General features: G+C 55.4%; 29 protein-coding genes and 1 pseudogene. All 30 read right to left on the bottom strand.

Going from position 1 to position 15,326, the window contains the following annotated elements; all coding sequences use genetic code 11:
- Positions 1–5 precede the first annotated feature (5 nt).
- The 30 genes and pseudogenes from B2310_RS08230 to rpsJ all read right to left on the bottom strand — a co-directional run bounded on the left by B2310_RS08230 (position 6) and on the right by rpsJ (position 15,254).
- The gene (locus B2310_RS08230) at positions 6–1,205 is read right to left on the bottom strand and encodes a GumC family protein (protein ID WP_173366172.1); all 1,200 of its coding nucleotides are present in this window, start codon (positions 1,203–1,205) and stop codon (positions 6–8) included.
- A 6-nt stretch (positions 1,206–1,211) separates the two neighbouring features.
- Positions 1,212–2,384, bottom strand: coding sequence for a polysaccharide biosynthesis/export family protein (locus B2310_RS08225; RefSeq protein ID WP_290730392.1), 1,173 nt, complete (start codon positions 2,382–2,384; stop codon positions 1,212–1,214).
- A 193-nt stretch (positions 2,385–2,577) separates the two neighbouring features.
- A pseudogene (gene rplQ, locus B2310_RS08220) lies at positions 2,578–2,952 on the bottom strand (50S ribosomal protein L17); the annotation flags it as partial.
- Between the two features lie 2 nt (positions 2,953–2,954).
- On the bottom strand, positions 2,955–3,929 hold the full coding sequence (locus B2310_RS08215; RefSeq protein WP_290722747.1) for a DNA-directed RNA polymerase subunit alpha: 975 nt from the start codon (positions 3,927–3,929) through the stop codon (positions 2,955–2,957).
- An 18-nt stretch (positions 3,930–3,947) separates the two neighbouring features.
- Complete coding sequence (gene rpsK / locus B2310_RS08210; protein ID WP_173304119.1) at positions 3,948–4,376, bottom strand: 30S ribosomal protein S11; 429 nt, start codon at positions 4,374–4,376, stop codon at positions 3,948–3,950.
- A 26-nt stretch (positions 4,377–4,402) separates the two neighbouring features.
- Positions 4,403–4,771 (bottom strand): 30S ribosomal protein S13, encoded by a 369-nt coding sequence (rpsM, locus tag B2310_RS08205; RefSeq protein ID WP_072807559.1) that lies wholly within the window; start codon positions 4,769–4,771, stop codon positions 4,403–4,405.
- A gap of 9 nt (positions 4,772–4,780) precedes the next feature.
- A complete protein-coding gene (gene rpmJ / locus B2310_RS08200; RefSeq protein ID WP_088639011.1) occupies positions 4,781–4,897 on the bottom strand; it encodes a 50S ribosomal protein L36 in 117 nt (38 codons plus the stop codon).
- Between the two features lie 25 nt (positions 4,898–4,922).
- Positions 4,923–5,141, bottom strand: a complete 219-nt coding sequence (infA, locus tag B2310_RS08195) for a translation initiation factor IF-1 (RefSeq protein WP_173382634.1) — start codon at positions 5,139–5,141, stop codon at positions 4,923–4,925.
- Entirely contained in the window at positions 5,141–6,505 is a 1,365-nt protein-coding gene (gene secY / locus B2310_RS08190; RefSeq protein ID WP_173382633.1) for a preprotein translocase subunit SecY, read from the bottom strand. Before secY ends, infA begins: the two co-directional genes overlap by 1 nt.
- Positions 6,505–6,942, bottom strand: a complete 438-nt coding sequence (gene rplO, locus B2310_RS08185; protein WP_173382632.1) for a 50S ribosomal protein L15 — start codon at positions 6,940–6,942, stop codon at positions 6,505–6,507. The genes secY and rplO overlap by 1 nt, the downstream gene beginning before the upstream one ends.
- 2 nt (positions 6,943–6,944) lie before the next feature.
- Positions 6,945–7,124, bottom strand: a complete 180-nt coding sequence (gene rpmD / locus B2310_RS08180; protein WP_173382631.1) for a 50S ribosomal protein L30 — start codon at positions 7,122–7,124, stop codon at positions 6,945–6,947.
- A 13-nt stretch (positions 7,125–7,137) separates the two neighbouring features.
- Complete coding sequence (gene rpsE / locus B2310_RS08175; RefSeq protein WP_290722758.1) at positions 7,138–7,620, bottom strand: 30S ribosomal protein S5; 483 nt, start codon at positions 7,618–7,620, stop codon at positions 7,138–7,140.
- An 11-nt stretch (positions 7,621–7,631) separates the two neighbouring features.
- Positions 7,632–8,003 (bottom strand): 50S ribosomal protein L18, encoded by a 372-nt coding sequence (gene rplR, locus B2310_RS08170; protein WP_290722760.1) that lies wholly within the window; start codon positions 8,001–8,003, stop codon positions 7,632–7,634.
- 9 nt (positions 8,004–8,012) lie between these two features.
- Positions 8,013–8,552, bottom strand: coding sequence for a 50S ribosomal protein L6 (gene rplF, locus B2310_RS08165; RefSeq protein ID WP_173382629.1), 540 nt, complete (start codon positions 8,550–8,552; stop codon positions 8,013–8,015).
- A gap of 7 nt (positions 8,553–8,559) precedes the next feature.
- On the bottom strand, positions 8,560–8,955 hold the full coding sequence (gene rpsH / locus B2310_RS08160) for a 30S ribosomal protein S8 (protein ID WP_173382628.1): 396 nt from the start codon (positions 8,953–8,955) through the stop codon (positions 8,560–8,562).
- A gap of 12 nt (positions 8,956–8,967) precedes the next feature.
- Positions 8,968–9,153, bottom strand: a complete 186-nt coding sequence (locus B2310_RS08155; RefSeq protein ID WP_014546106.1) for a type Z 30S ribosomal protein S14 — start codon at positions 9,151–9,153, stop codon at positions 8,968–8,970.
- Between the two features lie 9 nt (positions 9,154–9,162).
- Positions 9,163–9,702: a 50S ribosomal protein L5 gene (gene rplE / locus B2310_RS08150; RefSeq protein ID WP_290722773.1), complete on the bottom strand. Its 540-nt coding sequence runs from the start codon at positions 9,700–9,702 to the stop codon at positions 9,163–9,165.
- Between the two features lie 2 nt (positions 9,703–9,704).
- Positions 9,705–10,004, bottom strand: coding sequence for a 50S ribosomal protein L24 (rplX, locus tag B2310_RS08145; protein WP_290730388.1), 300 nt, complete (start codon positions 10,002–10,004; stop codon positions 9,705–9,707).
- Positions 10,004–10,372, bottom strand: coding sequence for a 50S ribosomal protein L14 (rplN, locus tag B2310_RS08140; protein WP_290722778.1), 369 nt, complete (start codon positions 10,370–10,372; stop codon positions 10,004–10,006). The genes rplX and rplN overlap by 1 nt, the downstream gene beginning before the upstream one ends.
- 21 nt (positions 10,373–10,393) lie before the next feature.
- Positions 10,394–10,648, bottom strand: a complete 255-nt coding sequence (gene rpsQ / locus B2310_RS08135) for a 30S ribosomal protein S17 (RefSeq protein ID WP_173340348.1) — start codon at positions 10,646–10,648, stop codon at positions 10,394–10,396.
- 17 nt (positions 10,649–10,665) lie between these two features.
- Positions 10,666–10,857, bottom strand: coding sequence for a 50S ribosomal protein L29 (gene rpmC, locus B2310_RS08130; RefSeq protein ID WP_290722783.1), 192 nt, complete (start codon positions 10,855–10,857; stop codon positions 10,666–10,668).
- Positions 10,857–11,270: a 50S ribosomal protein L16 gene (rplP, locus tag B2310_RS08125; protein WP_290722785.1), complete on the bottom strand. Its 414-nt coding sequence runs from the start codon at positions 11,268–11,270 to the stop codon at positions 10,857–10,859. The genes rpmC and rplP overlap by 1 nt, the downstream gene beginning before the upstream one ends.
- 1 nt (position 11,271) lies before the next feature.
- A complete protein-coding gene (gene rpsC, locus B2310_RS08120; RefSeq protein ID WP_290722787.1) occupies positions 11,272–11,931 on the bottom strand; it encodes a 30S ribosomal protein S3 in 660 nt (219 codons plus the stop codon).
- Between the two features lie 2 nt (positions 11,932–11,933).
- Positions 11,934–12,284 (bottom strand): 50S ribosomal protein L22, encoded by a 351-nt coding sequence (rplV, locus tag B2310_RS08115; RefSeq protein WP_290722789.1) that lies wholly within the window; start codon positions 12,282–12,284, stop codon positions 11,934–11,936.
- Complete coding sequence (gene rpsS / locus B2310_RS08110; protein ID WP_088638998.1) at positions 12,284–12,565, bottom strand: 30S ribosomal protein S19; 282 nt, start codon at positions 12,563–12,565, stop codon at positions 12,284–12,286. Before rpsS ends, rplV begins: the two co-directional genes overlap by 1 nt.
- 3 nt (positions 12,566–12,568) lie before the next feature.
- Positions 12,569–13,399 carry a 50S ribosomal protein L2 gene (gene rplB, locus B2310_RS08105; RefSeq protein WP_290722792.1) on the bottom strand — a complete coding sequence of 277 codons (831 nt, stop codon included), beginning with the start codon at positions 13,397–13,399 and terminating at the stop codon, positions 12,569–12,571.
- A 2-nt stretch (positions 13,400–13,401) separates the two neighbouring features.
- The gene (rplW, locus tag B2310_RS08100; RefSeq protein ID WP_290722793.1) at positions 13,402–13,704 is read right to left on the bottom strand and encodes a 50S ribosomal protein L23; all 303 of its coding nucleotides are present in this window, start codon (positions 13,702–13,704) and stop codon (positions 13,402–13,404) included.
- The gene (rplD, locus tag B2310_RS08095; RefSeq protein ID WP_290722795.1) at positions 13,704–14,324 is read right to left on the bottom strand and encodes a 50S ribosomal protein L4; all 621 of its coding nucleotides are present in this window, start codon (positions 14,322–14,324) and stop codon (positions 13,704–13,706) included. Before rplD ends, rplW begins: the two co-directional genes overlap by 1 nt.
- On the bottom strand, positions 14,324–14,941 hold the full coding sequence (gene rplC, locus B2310_RS08090) for a 50S ribosomal protein L3 (protein WP_290722797.1): 618 nt from the start codon (positions 14,939–14,941) through the stop codon (positions 14,324–14,326). The genes rplD and rplC overlap by 1 nt, the downstream gene beginning before the upstream one ends.
- 4 nt (positions 14,942–14,945) lie before the next feature.
- Entirely contained in the window at positions 14,946–15,254 is a 309-nt protein-coding gene (gene rpsJ, locus B2310_RS08085) for a 30S ribosomal protein S10 (RefSeq protein WP_173798279.1), read from the bottom strand.
- Between the last annotated feature and the right edge of the window lie 72 nt (positions 15,255–15,326).

Raw genomic sequence — 15,326 nt, 5'->3', positions numbered from 1 at the left:
GGATGCTACTTGCGCCAGAAGCAGATTCCATGCACGAAGTTGGCCCATTCCGCGGAAGTGCCCGTGTTCTTCTCCTTCTCGGAACGCATGAACTCCAGGAAATTGCACAGGAGCGTCGCCAGCAAAAAGGACATGAACGCCGTGAACATGAGGATAATGCCGCGCCTCGGGAACACTTTCTTGTCGTTTTCCCAGGGCGGTTCGAGCACATGCAGGTTCGTAAGCATCTTGGCCTCCTCGAGCCGCATCTGCTCGCTCTGCTGCCGCAACAGCTTATACATGGCTTCCTGCACACGGATTTCGTTTTCGCGGCGCATGTATTCGGCGCCAAGCTCGGAGGACTTCTGCAAGGCGACCATGCCCACCTTCTCGTGCTTGCCCTTCAGCGTCCCGTTCAGCGCCGCGTTAATTCCCTGGTAGCGCTTGGAAAGTTCCTCGTAACGCTTGCTCTTGCCACGGTCAGCCTTCTCGAAGGCCATCTCGATGGACACCTCCTCGCGCTTCGCCTGCAAGGCGCTCAGGTACTTGATCGTCGATTCCAGCTGCACCTCGGGATCATAGAAGTTGTTCTCGACCTGGAACTTCACGAATTCCTTCATCAGCGAATCGAGCGCATGTTCACAGGAATCCAGCCTGCTCTGGAAATAAATCCTGGACTGCCGCGCCTGGGACGTCTTGAACACGTTGAACGCGGAATCCGCCTTCGTGAGGATAAACGAGACCATCTTCGCCGCGAGCCTGTAATCCTCGTCCTCGACCGAAATCGCGAACATGTCTTCCTTGTTCATCTCGATCCCGAAATTCTTCCGGAACTTTTTCAACAGGTCCGCATGGAACTTGCCGTCGAACTCGTAATGTTCCGCCAGGTTGAACTCGTCGATGACCTGGTTGTGCAGCTCCCACGAATTCAGGATAGTCCACACCGCGTTCGCGTCATCGTTGTTCGAAGACAGCCCCAGAATCGAGGAGACCCCGGACATGCCGCCGATCATGGAACTCAGTCCATCCAGCGAGCCCTGTGTCGACTTGGGCGGAGTCACGACCGCCTGCGCGACATACGTCGGCTTGATGACCCACATCACCAGGACAAAGGCCGTAAGCGTCGGCAAGAGCACGATAAAGGCGAACAGCTTGAAATGCTTCAAGTCGCCGTTCAGCAAGCGAAGGCAAATCTCGACAAATCCTACCGAATCCTGTTTTTCCATACGAAGCTACTTGTAATTGACGTAAATGATGAATGCGGACGACACCACCGTGAGGAGCGAAGCGAGGAAGAGGGTGAAATCCTTGAAGGACTCGTAACGGCTCTTCGGCACCTCGATGTAGTCGCCGGGATTGATCGGATCCTCCGTGACGCTCAGGCTGAGCGCTTCCGGGGATTTCCCACGCCACACCTTGACCTGGTTCCAGGAACCCGAAATCGTATTCAGGCCCGCCGCAGCGATATAGTCGATGGCATGCCAGGAAGGATTGTAGTCCACCTTCCCGATATGGTTGAGCGCGCCGCCGACATAGACGGCCATCTCTTCTGCAGAAAACTCCACTTCCGTATTCGGCGAGACAACCGTGCTCTTCATTTCTTCAAGCGGAATCCAGCGCGGCGTCTTGCCCTGTTCCTTCACGCAGGCGGCCTTGTACCCGAAATTGTGCAGGCGTTCCCCGCCGGCAAGTTCAAAGTACTCCTGCAGGGTGCGGCCCTCCTTGTAGGTGACGCTCGTCCTGAATCCCGGAAAAACCATGACGACGTTCTCGCCCATCGGAACGAACGGGACATAGATCTGGTCTCCCTGAATCAGCATCACGTCCTTTGCAAAGTCACCCTTCACCGAGACGTCGTTGTAGTTCACGTGCAGGGTGTCGCCGTGGCGGATAATCATCACGTCCTCGAGATTCGCGCGCGAAACGAAACCGCCCACCTGGCGGAGGAAATAGCTCAGGCGCGTCTGGGGCTCCAGGAGGTGCTGTCCGACATTCATCAGTGCACCCATCGCATTCACCTTGTATTTTTTCAGTGCGGCAAGCTGGACGAAGCATTCCTCGCGCTTGAAGCGCTTGGCTGCAAGATCCAGAATCAGTTCACGGGCCTCGGCAAAAGTCTTTCCGCCGACATTCACGGAACCGCATTCCTCTATGGCGACAGAACCGTCGGGATAAACCTGGACCGACAAGTAGGCATTTTCCAGCATCAGGTCCAAAAAATCACCGGGGCCAAGGATATAGCTGGAATCGACCGTAGCTTCCGCATAGGCCGGGGTCAACGCGATGGAACTGCGCGAAGACGGCCCGTGGTTCCCACCAATCGCCGAGCCGGAAAAAAGATCCATCTCACCTGCAGAAAACGCAAGCGAGATTGTCAGAAGTATAAGAGCAATAAGACGTTGCATGTTTCCATAAGATACAAAAATAGACACCACCAAAAAAGGAAAAATCAAAAAAAACGGGGCCGACAAACGTCGGGCCCCGTTTTTCTCACAGCAAAGACTAGTTGGCAGACTTGCTCTCGCCTTCGACCATGCTCACGGCATCGGACTTGGCAGGTTCGGCAGCCTTCTTGGCCTTGGCAACGATCTCGTCTTCGACGAGGCCGATGAGGGCCATTTCGGCAGCGTCACCAGCGCGGTTCGGGCCGAGCTTGATGATGCGAGTGTAGCCACCGTTGCGGCCAGCGTAGCGCGGTCCGATGGTAGCGAACAGGTCCTGGAGAACCTTCGGGCTCGTGACGAAGCGTGCAGCTTCGCGACGTGCAGAAAGGTCACCCTTCTTTGCGTAGGTAATCATGCGGTCCACGTTGGAGCGGACAATCTTCGCCTTGTGAAGCGTCGTGCGCACGTAGCGGGCGGACTGCTCCGCTTCCATACCCTTCTCGATGATGGAGGTGGTAAGGGCGCGGAGGATGGCACGCTTGTGTTGGGCATTAACACCCAGTTTCTTGTTTTTTACACCGTGTCTCATTGTTAATCCTTCAAGTAGTCATCGACGTCCATGCCAAAGGAAAGGCCCATGGAGGTCAACACCTCGTTAAGTTCCACCAAGGACTTCCGACCGAAGTTCTTGTATTTGAGCATATCGTTTTCCTTGTTGCGCACAAGTTCACCAACAGTATGGATATTCGCCATACGGAGGCAGTTGCTGGAACGAACAGAGAGTTCGAGTTCGTCCACGCGAGTGCGCAGGAGGGTGGCAATACGCTGACGTTCTTCGTCCATCTCCAGCTCTTCGGGGCTCTCGAGGTCGCCTTCGAAGTTGATGAAGATTTCCAGGTGATCGACGAGGAGCTTCGCAGCGTAGGCGAGAGCGTCTTCGGGATCGATGGAACCGTCAGTCGTGATTTCCAGCTCCAGACGGTTGTAGTCCGTCTTCTGGCCAACGCGGGTATCGCTGATGTGCATAGCCACCTGCTGCACCGGGTTGAAGTTCGCATCCGTGGCGATAACGCCGATCGGAGCGTCCTTGTCCTTCAATTCGTCGGCACGGACGAATCCGCGGCCACAGGAGACCTTCACGTCCATGGAAAGCGATGCGTTCCCGTTCAGGGTCGCGATATGGACGTCCGGGGTCAGGATGACCACGTTCGGATTGTCCATGAAATCCTTGGCCGTGACTTCGCCATCACCGGACATATCCAGGTGCAAAGTTTCGTCATGGTCGGAAAGGAGCTTCACGCGGATGCTCTTCAGGTTCAGGATGATGTCGGTGACATCTTCCTTCACACCCGGGACCGTAGACATTTCCTTTTCAACGCCTTCGATTTTCACGGAGACGATTGCCGCACCCTGCAGGGAGGAAAGGAGCACACGGCGGAGCGCATTGCCAAGCGTGATGCCCCAGCCTCTTTCCAAGGCCTCGACAACGAACTTAGCTTTACGACCGTCTTCGCTAGTTTCCACTTTCTGGAAGCTACGCGGCATCTGAAGTGATTTCCACATCATTGGCGATACCTCTTTGGATTAGACTCTTCTCTTCTTTTTAGGACGGCAACCGTTGTGCGGAATGCCCGTCACGTCTCGAATGGAGAGAACTTCGAGGCCCGCATTCTTGAGAGCGCGGACGGCGGACTCACGGCCACCACCGGCACCCTTCACGCGGACGTCCACCTTGCGCATGCCGAGGTCGAAAGCCTTGTGAGCGGCAGTTTCGGCAGCGAGCTGAGCGGCGAACGGAGTGCTCTTGCGGGAACCCTTGAAACCGGAGTTTCCGGGGGAACCCCAAGCCACGACGTTACCGCGGGCATCGGTGATAGAGACGATTGTGTTGTTGAAGGTAGCGTTGACGCAGGCGATACCCTGGATGTCGATACGCTTCTTGCCCTTCTTGACCTTAACTTCTTCAGTAGCGGCTGCGGCCGGAGCTTCGGCAGCGGCAGCGGTTTCCTTGATTTCTTCTTCAGCCACGACGAATCTCCTTACTTCTTCTTGTTAGCCACAGTCTTCTTGGGGCCCTTGCGGGTACGGGCGTTGGTACGGGAACGCTGACCGCGGACCGGCAGGCCCTTGCGGTGGCGGATACCACGGTAGCAACCGATATCCAAGAGACGCTTGATGTTCAGGGTAACTTCCGCGCGGAGCTGACCTTCCACGGAATATTCGTCTTCGAGGAGATGACGAATCTTACCTTGTTCTTCTTCGGTGAGGTCATCGCACTTCTTGTTCTTGTCGATGCCCAGCTGAGCACAGACCTTGTTTGCGGTGAACAGACCGACACCATAGATTGCCGTGAGACCGTACTCGACAGTCTTGTTCTTCGGCAAATCGACACCAGCTATACGTGCCATACGATCTCCTTATCCCTGCTTCTGCTTGTGACGGGGGTTCTTCGAACAGATGATACGCAATACACCCTTGCGACGGATGATCTTGCAGTTTTCACACCTGGGTTTGATGGAGGCTTTGAGTTTCATAGGTTAGACCTTCTTTTGATACCTATTACTTGTAACGGTAAGTGATTCTCCCACGATTGAGGTCGTAGGGAGAAATTTCTACCAACACTTTGTCGTCCGGCAAAATTCGGATGAAATGCCGACGCATCTTTCCTGAAACGTGAGCGAGAATCTCGTGGTCATTTCCAAGTTTCACACGGAAGAACGCGTTGGGAAGAGCTTCCAACACAACACCTTCTACCTGTATTCCTTCTTCTTTAGCCACTAGGACGCCATCCTGCCGCGAATGCGGCCATGTTTCAAGAAACCTTCATAATTCTTGGTATGCAGTTGGGCTTCGAGTTGACGAAGCGTGTCCAACGCCACACCGACCACGATGAGTACCGAGGTGCCCCCAATATAGAAACTCATATTGAGCGCGTCTTTCAGGTGGAGCGGTCCGACGCTGATTAGAGCGAGGAACAGCGAGCCCGGAAGGGAAATTCGGGTCAACACATGGTCAATGTACTCTGCCGTCTGCTTACCGGGACGCACACCAGGGATAAACCCACCAGACCTCTTCAGGTTTTCGGCAATGTCGTTAGGGTTGTACTGGATTGCCGTGTAGAAGTAGGTGAAGAATATGATGAGGAGAGCGTCAATCACACTGTAAGAAATGTGACCCGGGATGAACATGGCAGCAAAGGACTGCATCGCGGAGACGTTCGGGAACCACGACGCGATCATGGCCGGAATGAACATGATGCACGAAGCGAAGATAACGGGAATCACGCCAGCGGTGTTCACCTTGAAGGGCAAATAGCTGGACTGACCGCCCATGACCTTGTTTCCGACAGTCCTGCGAGGACTTTGGAGTGGAATGCGACGGTTCGCCTGCTCGACGAAAACGATAAAGCCGATAATCACGACCACGATCGCCAGGATGAAAATCTCGATGGCGAGCGGCTGGATCTCTTCTCTAAACATTTCCAGTTCGGCAAAGAAAGCCCGCGGAAGGCCTCCGACGATACCGGCGAAAATGATAAGCGAAATACCGTTGCCCACACCGTGCGAAGTAATCTGTTCGCCCAGGTACATCACGAGCACCGTACCTGCGGTGAAGGTCAGGGTAGCAAGTAAACGGAAGCCGATGTTCCCCGCACCGGTAGCGAAGTCGTCCGCGAGGACGGAAATGCCTGTACCGGCAGCGGCGGAACCCACTTTAAGGGAGGAAAGCCATACGGAAATGCCCCATCCCTGCAAAGCGGCAAGAACCACCGTAAAGTAACGGGTGTACTGGTTCAGCTTGGCGCGCCCTTCCTGACCTTCCTTCTGTAGCATCTGGATGGCCGGGATAACAGAGCCCATCAACTGGATGATGATGGATGCGCTGATGTAGGGCATGATACCCAGGGCGAAAATCGTCGCTTTCGCAAACGCACCGCCCGTGAAGGAGTCGTACATGCCGAACAAGTTGTTCGAGTTCTTGAAGTACTCCGCGAGGACCGCGGCGTTTACTCCGGGGATAGTGATGTGCGCACCGATGCGGTACACGATGAGGATGCCGAGCGTGAAGAGCAACTTCTTGCGCAGGTCCTCAATCTTGAACGCATTGATGAACGCATCTATGGCTTTCTTGAGAGCTTCCATTAGACGATCTCGACTTTGCCGCCAGCAGCTTCGATGAGGGCCTTGGCCTTCTCGCTGATGGCGTTAACCTTTACGTTGATAGCCTTGTCGATAGCACCGAACGCGAGAACCTTGACCGGCTTCTCGATGTTGCGGATGAATCCGAGGTCGAAGAGAACCTTGGCGTCGAATTCGGTAGCGGAGACCGCTGCGAGACGCTTCAGGTTCACGATCTGGAATTCGATACCGGCGTGCTTGAAGCCACGCTTCGGGATGCGACGGTGGATCGGCATCTGGCCGCCTTCGAAAGCGACACGGCCGGCCTTGGCACTCTTACGAGCGCCGGCACCCTTCTGGCCACGACCAGCGGTGGTGCCCCAACCGGAACCCGGGCCACGGCCAATGCGCTTGCGCTTGACGACCTTGGCTTTGCCAGGATTGAGAGTATTGAGTTCCATTATTAGATCTCCTCGACCTTCACCATGTCACGCACGGCATTGATCATGCCCTGGATGCTGGGGGTCAAAACGTGTTCAACAGATTGTCCGATCTTGCGGAGACCGAGGGCCTTCACGTTGGCGCGATGCACCGGAAGGCGACGGACGGTACCCTTGATCAAAGTAATACGAACTTTCTTCATGGTGTATTACTCCTTAGGCTTCAAAACCGCGCAGCTTGGCGCAGTCCTGCTTGTTCATCTGGGACATCAGGCCTTCGAGGCAAGCGCTGACAACAGTGCTCGGGTTGGAAGAACCGTGAATCTTGGTGAGGATGTTGCGCACACCGGCGAGTTCGAGAACGGCACGGGCAGCAGCACCGGCGATAACGCCAGTACCAGGAGCAGCCGGCATCAGGAGGATGCGGGTGGAGCCGTTCTTGACTTCGATGTCGTGCGGGATGGTGCCGTCGAGCAGCTGGACTTCGACAATGTTCCTGTGGGCAGCTTCAGTGCCCTTGCGGATGGCTTCGGAAACTTCCTTGGCCTTGCCGAGACCCACGCCCACCTTGCCGTTCTTGTTGCCAACGACAACGAGAGCGGAAAAGGACATACGGCGACCGCCCTTGACGGTCTTAGCGCAACGGTTGATGTGTACAACCTTGTCTTCAAATTCAGAAACTTGAGCTTCGCGTTCCAAAGTGTACCTCACTAGAATTTGAGTCCGCCTTCACGAGCTCCCTCAGCGAGAGCCTGAACGCGACCGTGATAGATGTAACCGCCGCGGTCGAAGACCACGGATTCAATGCCCTTGGACTTAGCGACTTCAGCGACCTGGAGACCGAGCTGCTTAGCCTGCTCCGACTTCGTCATGCTGCCGAACTTGCTCTGGAATTCCTTCGCAGTCGTTGCAACCTGCACGAGAGACTTGTTGTTCGCGTCATCGATAATCTGGGCGACCATGTGAGACAAGGAACGGCGAACGGCCAAACGAGGGCACTCTGCAGTTCCGACAACAGACTTGCGCACACGTTCGTGGCGTGCGATTCTGGACTGGATTCTTTTTTTAGCGATTGCAGTCATAGTTTACCCTTATTTACCTGTCTTCTTACCCTGCTTGCGGCGGATGATTTCGCCTTCGTACTTGATGCCCTTGCCCTTATACGGTTCAGGCTTACGGTACTTGCGGATTTCAGCTGCAGCCTGGCCGACCTTCTGCTTGTCGATGCCGGAGATGGAAATCTTCAGCGGGTCGACAGCCTTGAGTTCGACGCCTTCCGGAGCCTTGAAAATGACCGGGTGCGAGAAACCGAGCACGAGGTTCAGGTCCTTGCCCTTCTGTTCGACGCGGTAGCCGACGCCCACGATTTCGAGGGTCTTCTGGAAGCCCTTCGTGACGCCTTCGACCATGTTGTTGACGAGGGCGCGGGTGGTGCCATGGATAGCGCGGGTGAACTTCTGATCATCAGGACGGGAGAACGAAAGCTGGTTGCCTTCGAGCTTGATGGAAATGAGTTCGTGGACGTTCGTCTCGAGCTTGCCCTTCGGGCCTTCCACCTTGATGTTCTGACCATTGACGGCGACTTTCACGCCAGCCGGGATATTGATAATAGCTTTTCCGATACGGGACATCGTTACCTCACCAGACCTTCGCGACGACTTCGCCACCCACCTTCTGTTCGCGGGCTTCGTGGTCGGTCATCACGCCTTTAGATGTGGAGATGATAGCAAAGCCGAGGCCATTGCGGACGCGCGGAAGCTTGGCCACGTCAACGTAGTGACGAAGACCAGGCGACGAAATGCGCTGGATGCCTTGGATTGCGGGAACGCCGTTGGTGTAGCGGAGCAGGATCTTGAGCATGCCCTGCTTGCCGTCTTCAACGACGACGAACTTCTTGATGAAACCTTTTTCCTGCAGAACGCGAGCGATTTCACGCTTCAGGTTGCTGGCAGGGATGTCCACCACGGGGAGCTTTGCCTTGCAGGCATTGCGCACGCGGGTGAGCATATCGGCGATAGGATCTGTCATTGCCATTTTATACTCTCCTTACCAGGACGACTTTGTGATACCGGGGATTTCGCCGGCGAGTGCCATTTCGCGGAAGCAAATACGGCAAAGGCCAAAGCGGCGCATAAAGGCGTGCGGCCTACCGCAACGCTTGCAACGGTTATACCCGCGAACGGTATACTTCGGGGTACGCTTGCATTTTTCAATCATTCTTCTGCTTGCCATGGTATTACCTTACTTCCTGAAGGGGAGTCCAAGTTCTTCGAGAAGGGCACGGCCTTCGTCGTCCGTCTTGGCGGAAGTGACGAAAGAGATGTCCATACCGAAAGTACGGGAAACCTTATCGATATCAATTTCGACGAAGATCGTCTGTTCCTTGATACCGAGGGTGAAGTTGCCCATTCCATCGAAACCACGACGGGCGAGGCCACGGAAGTCGCGGACGCGCGGGAGGTTGATGTTGATGAAACGGAAGAGGAAGTCCCACATGTTGTCGCCATGGAGGGTGACCTTGGCGCCGATTCCCAGACCTTCGCGGAGGTGGAAGTTAGCGATAGCCTTCTTGGCGGTGGTGACGACGGCCTTCTGACCGGTAATGGCAGTGAGAGTGTCGGCAGCTTCGTCCAGAATCTTACGGTTCTGGGCAGCGGCGCCCACGCCCATGTTCACCACGATCTTTTCGAGACGCGGGATTTCCATTACGTTCTTGTAGGCAAACTTTGCTTGCAAGGCCGGAACGACTTTTTCGAGATAGAATTGCTTCATCTGGTTCATGGTTACACAGCCTTTCCAGTCTTGACACTGGTACGAACGCCCTTCTTACCCTTTTCGCGGACGATGCGGGTACGGACAGGCGTGTTGCCTTCGAGGAGCATCACGTTGGAAATGGCGATAGGCATTTCCTTCTCGATGATGCCGCCAGTTTGATTGGTCTGGGACGGCTTCTCGTGACGCTTGCAGACGTTGACGCCCGAAACGGTCACCTTGCCATCCTTGACACTGATCACGGTGCCGGTCTTGCCCTTGTGGGCGCCGGAAATCACCTTGACGTTATCATTCTTCTTGATGTTAGCCATTAGAGAACCTCAGGTGCGAGGGAGATGATCTTCATGTAATTTTTTTCGCGGAGCTCACGAGCCACCGGTCCAAAAATACGGGTTCCGCGCGGTTCACCATCCTTGGTGATGAGAACCACAGCGTTGTCCGAGAAACGAATGAACGTTCCGTCCGGACGAGCGATTTCTTTGCGTGTGCGCACGACGACGGCGTCGGCCACGGAACCCTTCTTCACCTTGCTCTGGGGGATAGCGTCTTTAACGGCTACCTTGATGACATCACCGATGCTAGCATAGCGACGGTTGGTGCCACCCAAAACACGGATGCAGGCGACTTCCTTGGCTCCACTGTTGTCAGCCACGACGAGTCTGGTTTCTTCTTGAATCATAATTCGCCTTACTCCAGAATTTTACTTCTTCTTTTCCACGATACGGACGAGGCGCCAGCGCTTCGTCGCGGACAGCGGACGGGTTTCCATGATTTCCACCAGGTCGCCCTCGCCCGCTTCGTTGTTTTCGTCGTGGGCCTTGAGCTTCTTGGTGGTGGTCATGATCTTGTTGTACATCGGGTGACGCTTGCGGTTTTCGACCACAACCGTGATAGTCTTGTCCATCTTGTCAGATGAAACAACACCCTGCTTGACTTTACGAAGGTTTCTATCCATTTCCTGCTCCTGCCGGCTTATGCCTTGGCCTTTTCGCTGAGGATGGTCTTGATACGGGCGATGTCCTTGCGGGTCGCACGGATCACAGAGGGTTTTTCCAAATTACCGAGCTTCGCAGTCATGCGGTAATTGAACAAATCGAGATTCAACTGAGCCAGTTTTTCCTTGAGCTGGTCAACGCCCAGTTCCTTCAATTCACGTGCTTTCATTAGATCTCCGATTCTTCGATGATTTTGCATTTGAGGGGGAGCTTCTGCGAGGCGACATGGAGGGCTTCCATGGCGAGTTCGCGTTCGACACCGCCCATTTCGAAAATGATACGGCCCGGGAGGATCACGGCGACCCAGAATTCCACGGCGCCCTTACCCTTACCCATACGGGCTTCGGCAGGGTGACGGGTGATGGGCTTGTCGGGGAACACGCGGATCCACACGCGACCGCCGCGCTTGATCTTACGGGTCATGGCGATACGAGCCGCTTCGATCTGGCGAGCCGTCAGCCAGCACTTTTCAAGAGCCTGAATGCCGAATTCGCCGAAGGCCATGGTATTGCCGCGGGAAGCGACACCCTTCATGCGGCCTTTCATCTGCTTACGATGTAATGTTCTTTTAGGACTCAGCATATTACTTCTCTCTCTTGTTGTCGTTCATGACATCCTTGCCGATCTTTTCGCCGTGCATGATCCACACCTTGATACCGATGGCACCATAGACGGTCTTAGCAATGGAAGTCGCGTAGTCGATGTCGGCACGGAGAGTGTGCAGAGGCACGCGGCCTTCGGCATACTTCTCGACGCGGGCGATTTCGGCACCGCCGAGGCGGCCACCGCACTGCACCTTGATGCCTTCCACACCCATGCGCATGGCGCTCTGGATGGCGCGCTTCATGGCGCGGCGGAAGGAAATACGCTTTTCGAGCTGACGGGCGATGTTTTCGGCGACGAGCTTAGCATCCGTTTCCGGGCGCTTGATCTCGTGGACGCTGATAAAGATTTCCTTACCGGTGAGGAACTGGAGTTCGCCCTTGACGCGTTCCAGCTCTTCGCCCTTCTTACCGATGACGATACCCGGGCGGGCGGTAAAGAGGTTCACGTTCACCTTCTTGACGGTGCGTTCGATGCCGACCTTGGAGAGGGAGGCATGTTCGAAACGCTTCATCAGGTAGCGACGGAGCACGATGTCTTCATAGAGAAGATCGGCAAAGTTGTCTTCGGCATACCACTTGGATTCCCAACCGCGGATAACGCCAAGACGAAGACCATTGGGATGAGTTTTGTGACCCATTGTTATTTCTCCTTGTCTGCGACGACGACGGTGATGTGGGAGAGCGGCTTCTCGATGCGGAAGGCGCGACCCTGGGAACGCGGGTGGATACGCTTCATGATGGTGCCACCATCGGCAGTGATAGTCTTGACCACGAGTTCCTCGGCGGAAACCGGGGCGGCAGACTTCTGCTTGAAGTTGGCGACAGCGGACTTGAGGGCGTTCTCGACGAGCGGGGCACCCTTGGTCTGCGTGTGCAGGATGGAGAGCATCGCGAAGGCTTCGTCGACGGACTTGCCACGGACGAGGTCGACAACGCGACGGAGCTTGCGAACGCCGTAGCGGACGTTTTTCACTTTAGCAACAGCTTGCATTATTTCTTGCCTCCAGCAGTTTCGGTCTTGCGATGGCCACGGAACGTACGAGTCATAGCGAATTCGCCGAGCTTATGGCCAACCATGTTTTCGGAGACATAGACCGGCAGGAACTGCTTGCCGTTGTACACGGAGAACGTAAGTCCGACCATGTCCGGAACGATTGTGGAACGACGGGACCAGGTCTTGATCGGCTGCTTCTTGTCGGAGCCAGCCATAGCCTGGGCTTTGCTGAGAACGTGGGAATCCACGAACGCACCTTTCTTAAGGGATCTCGACATGAATTAGGCCCTCTTCTGACGACGGCGCACGATGTACTTATCGGTACGCTTATTGTTACGAGTTTTGGCACCCTTGGAGTTCTTGCCCCAGGGAGAGCACGGATGACGACCACCAGAGGTACGTCCTTCACCACCACCGAGCGGGTGGTCGACCGGGTTCATCACGACACCGCGGACGGAGGGACGCTTGCCGAGCCAGCGGGAACGACCGGCAGAGCCCGAGGATTCATTCATGTGGTCGATGTTGGAAACCTGGCCCACGACAGCGAGGCAGTCTTCGGAGATGAAGCGAACTTCACCGCTCGGAAGCTTGACCTGGCAGAGCTTGCCATCCTTAGCAACGAGTTCGGCAGCGGCACCGGCGGAGCGGACCAGCTGTGCACCCTTGCCGGGCTTGAGCTCAATGTTATGGATCATGGTGTTCAGCGGAATATCGCGGATCGGGAGAGCGTTACCGATGCGGAACTCGGCACCTTCGCCGGAGTTCAGCACGTCGCCGACCTTGATGTCGGCCGGGGCGACGATGTAGCAGCGCTTGCCGTTCTGGTACTTGACCAGGGCGATACGTGCGGAACGGTTCGGATCGTACTCGATCGTCTCGACAGTGCAGGGGATACCCGCAAACTTGCGCTTGAAGTCGATGATACGGTACAGCTTCTTGTGACCACCACCGCGACGGCGGGAAGTGATTTCACCGACGTTGTTACGGCCGGAGCTGCTCTTGATGCCCTCAGTGAGGGGCTTGTACGGCTTTTCCGCAGTGATTTCCTTGCGGTCACCAATCTGCTTGTAACGCAGAGTCGGGGTAAGCGGGCGATAAGATTTCAGACCCATGATTATACTCCTTCGAACTCGGCAATCTTTTGCCCGGCCTTCAGTGTGATGTAGGCCTTCTTCCAGTTGGGTTTCTTGCCAGCAGCCATGCGCCTGCGAACAATCTTGCCGCGGTTGATCAACGTGTTGACCGAAGCGACCTTCACATCAAAACGCTTTTCGATAGCGGCCTTGATGTCGTCCTTGCTAGCGTCCAAGGCAACCTTGAAAACATACTTGTGCACATCGTTACGCGGATTCACCATGTTCTTCATGGTTTCTTCGGTCACGTGCGGAGCAATGAGGATTTCGTGAATTTCCTTCATTAGCGGCCTCCTTCAAGTTCCGCGAGAGCGGCCTGAGAGATGACAACGTTGTTTGCACGGACGATGTCGTAGGTGTTGACATCTTCGACGCGGGCGCAACGGCACCAAGGAATGTTGTTAGAGGAGAGGTAAAGGTTCTGATCCTTCACGCTCACGACAAAGAGAACGTTGCGCTGTTCGATACCGGACTTGGTAAGAACGGCGAGCAGGTCCTTGGTCTTCGGGGCATCGAAGCTGAGGGCTTCGAACACCTGGACCTTTCCTTCCTTGGCCTTGTCGGCGAGGGCGGAACGGAACGCGATCTTCTTGACCTTCTTGTTCACCTTTTCGAAGTAGTCGTGGGACTTCGGACCGTGGGCCTTGGCACCACGCACCCACACGGCGGAGGTGTTCTGACCGGCACGGGCGCGACCAGTACCCTTCTGCTTCCACGGCTTCTGGCCACCGCCGCTAACTTCACCCTTGGTCTTGGTCTTGGCGGTGCCCTGGCGGTTGTTGTTCAGGATAGCCTTGATGTGAAGGTACATGCAGACCTTGTTGACTTCCTGGTCGAACATAGCCGGGAGCTGGATATCATTCTTAAAATCGCCTGTTGCGGCGAAAAGCTTTGCACTAGCCATTAGTCTTTCCTCACCACGATAATGCTGTTCTTCGGGCCCGGGACAGCGCCGCGGACGAAGATCAGGTTGCGGTCGCCATCAACTTTGACGACCTGGAGGTGCTTGACGGTCACTTTCTTGTTGCCGTATTGACCAGGCATACGCTTGCCCGGGAACACGCGGCCCGGATAGGAGTGAGCGGAGGTACCGCCCGGTTCACGCATGTTGTGCGTGCCATGGGAGCGGGGACCGCTGTGGAAACCGTGGCGCTTGATGGCACCAGAGAAACCGTGACCCTTGGAAATGCCGGAAACGTTCACCATCTTTGCATCGGCGAAGTCAGCGGCACCGAATTCCTTGCCAACCGGCCAGGATTCGAGATCAGCTACGTCAAATTCGGCGAGGTGTTCACGAACAGCAACGTCAGCCTTCTTGAAGTGGCCGATTTCAGCCTTGTTGGCACGCTGTTCCTTCTTGAGACCAAAGCCGATCTGGACGGCAGTGTAACCGTCCTTTTCTTCTGTCTTGTGGCAAACGACCACGCACGGACCGGCTTCGAGAACCGTTACAGGGACGCATTCGCCCTGTTCCGTGAACACTTGGGTCATTCCCAACTTCTTTGCGAGAATACCGTTCATTGTATTAGACCTTAATTTCGACTTCGACACCAGCCGGCAAGTCAAGTTTCATGAGGGAATCAACAGTTTGCGGCGTAGCATCGAGGATGTCGATCAGACGCTTGTGCGTACGGGATTCAAACTGTTCACGAGAAGTCTTGTCGATATGCGGAGAGCGGAGCACCGTATACTTCTGGACTTTCGTCGGGAGGGGGATGGGTCCCGCAATGCGGGCACCCGTTTGCTTAGCTGTATTCACGATGTCTTGAGCGGAGCGGTCGATCATACGATGGTCGAAGCTCTTCAAGCGAATACGGATGCGTTCACCAGCCATGATTATTCCTTACTTGATGATTTCGGTGACGGAGCCAGCACCAACAGTACGGCCACCTTCGCGGATAGCGAA

This window comes from Fibrobacter sp. UBA3629, from assembly GCF_002374005.1.
Classification (GTDB): domain Bacteria; phylum Fibrobacterota; class Fibrobacteria; order Fibrobacterales; family Fibrobacteraceae; genus Fibrobacter.
Note: the sequence above shows the minus strand (reverse complement) of the source record. Positions and strands in the feature narration are given on the sequence as shown.

Bases quoted from the DNA above. Each gene is read 5' to 3' on its own strand.
- B2310_RS08230 (WP_173366172.1), bottom strand. From the start codon at position 1,205: ATGGAAAAACAGGATTCGGTAGGATTTGTCGAGATTTGCCTTCGCTTG.
- B2310_RS08225 (WP_290730392.1), bottom strand. From the start codon at position 2,384: ATGCAACGTCTTATTGCTCTTATACTTCTGACAATCTCGCTTGCGTTT.
- B2310_RS08215 (WP_290722747.1), bottom strand. From the start codon at position 3,929: ATGATGTGGAAATCACTTCAGATGCCGCGTAGCTTCCAGAAAGTGGAA.
- rpsM (WP_072807559.1), bottom strand. From the start codon at position 4,771: ATGGCACGTATAGCTGGTGTCGATTTGCCGAAGAACAAGACTGTCGAG.
- rpmJ (WP_088639011.1), bottom strand. From the start codon at position 4,897: ATGAAACTCAAAGCCTCCATCAAACCCAGGTGTGAAAACTGCAAGATC.
- secY (WP_173382633.1), bottom strand. From the start codon at position 6,505: ATGGAAGCTCTCAAGAAAGCCATAGATGCGTTCATCAATGCGTTCAAG.
- rplO (WP_173382632.1), bottom strand. From the start codon at position 6,942: ATGGAACTCAATACTCTCAATCCTGGCAAAGCCAAGGTCGTCAAGCGC.
- rpmD (WP_173382631.1), bottom strand. From the start codon at position 7,124: ATGAAGAAAGTTCGTATTACTTTGATCAAGGGTACCGTCCGTCGCCTT.
- rplR (WP_290722760.1), bottom strand. From the start codon at position 8,003: ATGACTGCAATCGCTAAAAAAAGAATCCAGTCCAGAATCGCACGCCAC.
- rplF (WP_173382629.1), bottom strand. From the start codon at position 8,552: ATGTCCCGTATCGGAAAAGCTATTATCAATATCCCGGCTGGCGTGAAA.
- rpsH (WP_173382628.1), bottom strand. From the start codon at position 8,955: ATGGCAATGACAGATCCTATCGCCGATATGCTCACCCGCGTGCGCAAT.
- B2310_RS08155 (WP_014546106.1), bottom strand. From the start codon at position 9,153: ATGGCAAGCAGAAGAATGATTGAAAAATGCAAGCGTACCCCGAAGTAT.
- rplE (WP_290722773.1), bottom strand. From the start codon at position 9,702: ATGAACCAGATGAAGCAATTCTATCTCGAAAAAGTCGTTCCGGCCTTG.
- rplX (WP_290730388.1), bottom strand. From the start codon at position 10,004: ATGGCTAACATCAAGAAGAATGATAACGTCAAGGTGATTTCCGGCGCC.
- rplN (WP_290722778.1), bottom strand. From the start codon at position 10,372: ATGATTCAAGAAGAAACCAGACTCGTCGTGGCTGACAACAGTGGAGCC.
- rpsQ (WP_173340348.1), bottom strand. From the start codon at position 10,648: ATGGATAGAAACCTTCGTAAAGTCAAGCAGGGTGTTGTTTCATCTGAC.
- rpmC (WP_290722783.1), bottom strand. From the start codon at position 10,857: ATGAAAGCACGTGAATTGAAGGAACTGGGCGTTGACCAGCTCAAGGAA.
- rplP (WP_290722785.1), bottom strand. From the start codon at position 11,270: ATGCTGAGTCCTAAAAGAACATTACATCGTAAGCAGATGAAAGGCCGC.
- rpsC (WP_290722787.1), bottom strand. From the start codon at position 11,931: ATGGGTCACAAAACTCATCCCAATGGTCTTCGTCTTGGCGTTATCCGC.
- rplV (WP_290722789.1), bottom strand. From the start codon at position 12,284: ATGCAAGCTGTTGCTAAAGTGAAAAACGTCCGCTACGGCGTTCGCAAG.
- rpsS (WP_088638998.1), bottom strand. From the start codon at position 12,565: ATGTCGAGATCCCTTAAGAAAGGTGCGTTCGTGGATTCCCACGTTCTC.
- rplB (WP_290722792.1), bottom strand. From the start codon at position 13,399: ATGGGTCTGAAATCTTATCGCCCGCTTACCCCGACTCTGCGTTACAAG.
- rplW (WP_290722793.1), bottom strand. From the start codon at position 13,704: ATGAAGGAAATTCACGAAATCCTCATTGCTCCGCACGTGACCGAAGAA.
- rplD (WP_290722795.1), bottom strand. From the start codon at position 14,324: ATGGCTAGTGCAAAGCTTTTCGCCGCAACAGGCGATTTTAAGAATGAT.
- rplC (WP_290722797.1), bottom strand. From the start codon at position 14,941: ATGAACGGTATTCTCGCAAAGAAGTTGGGAATGACCCAAGTGTTCACG.
- rpsJ (WP_173798279.1), bottom strand. From the start codon at position 15,254: ATGGCTGGTGAACGCATCCGTATTCGCTTGAAGAGCTTCGACCATCGT.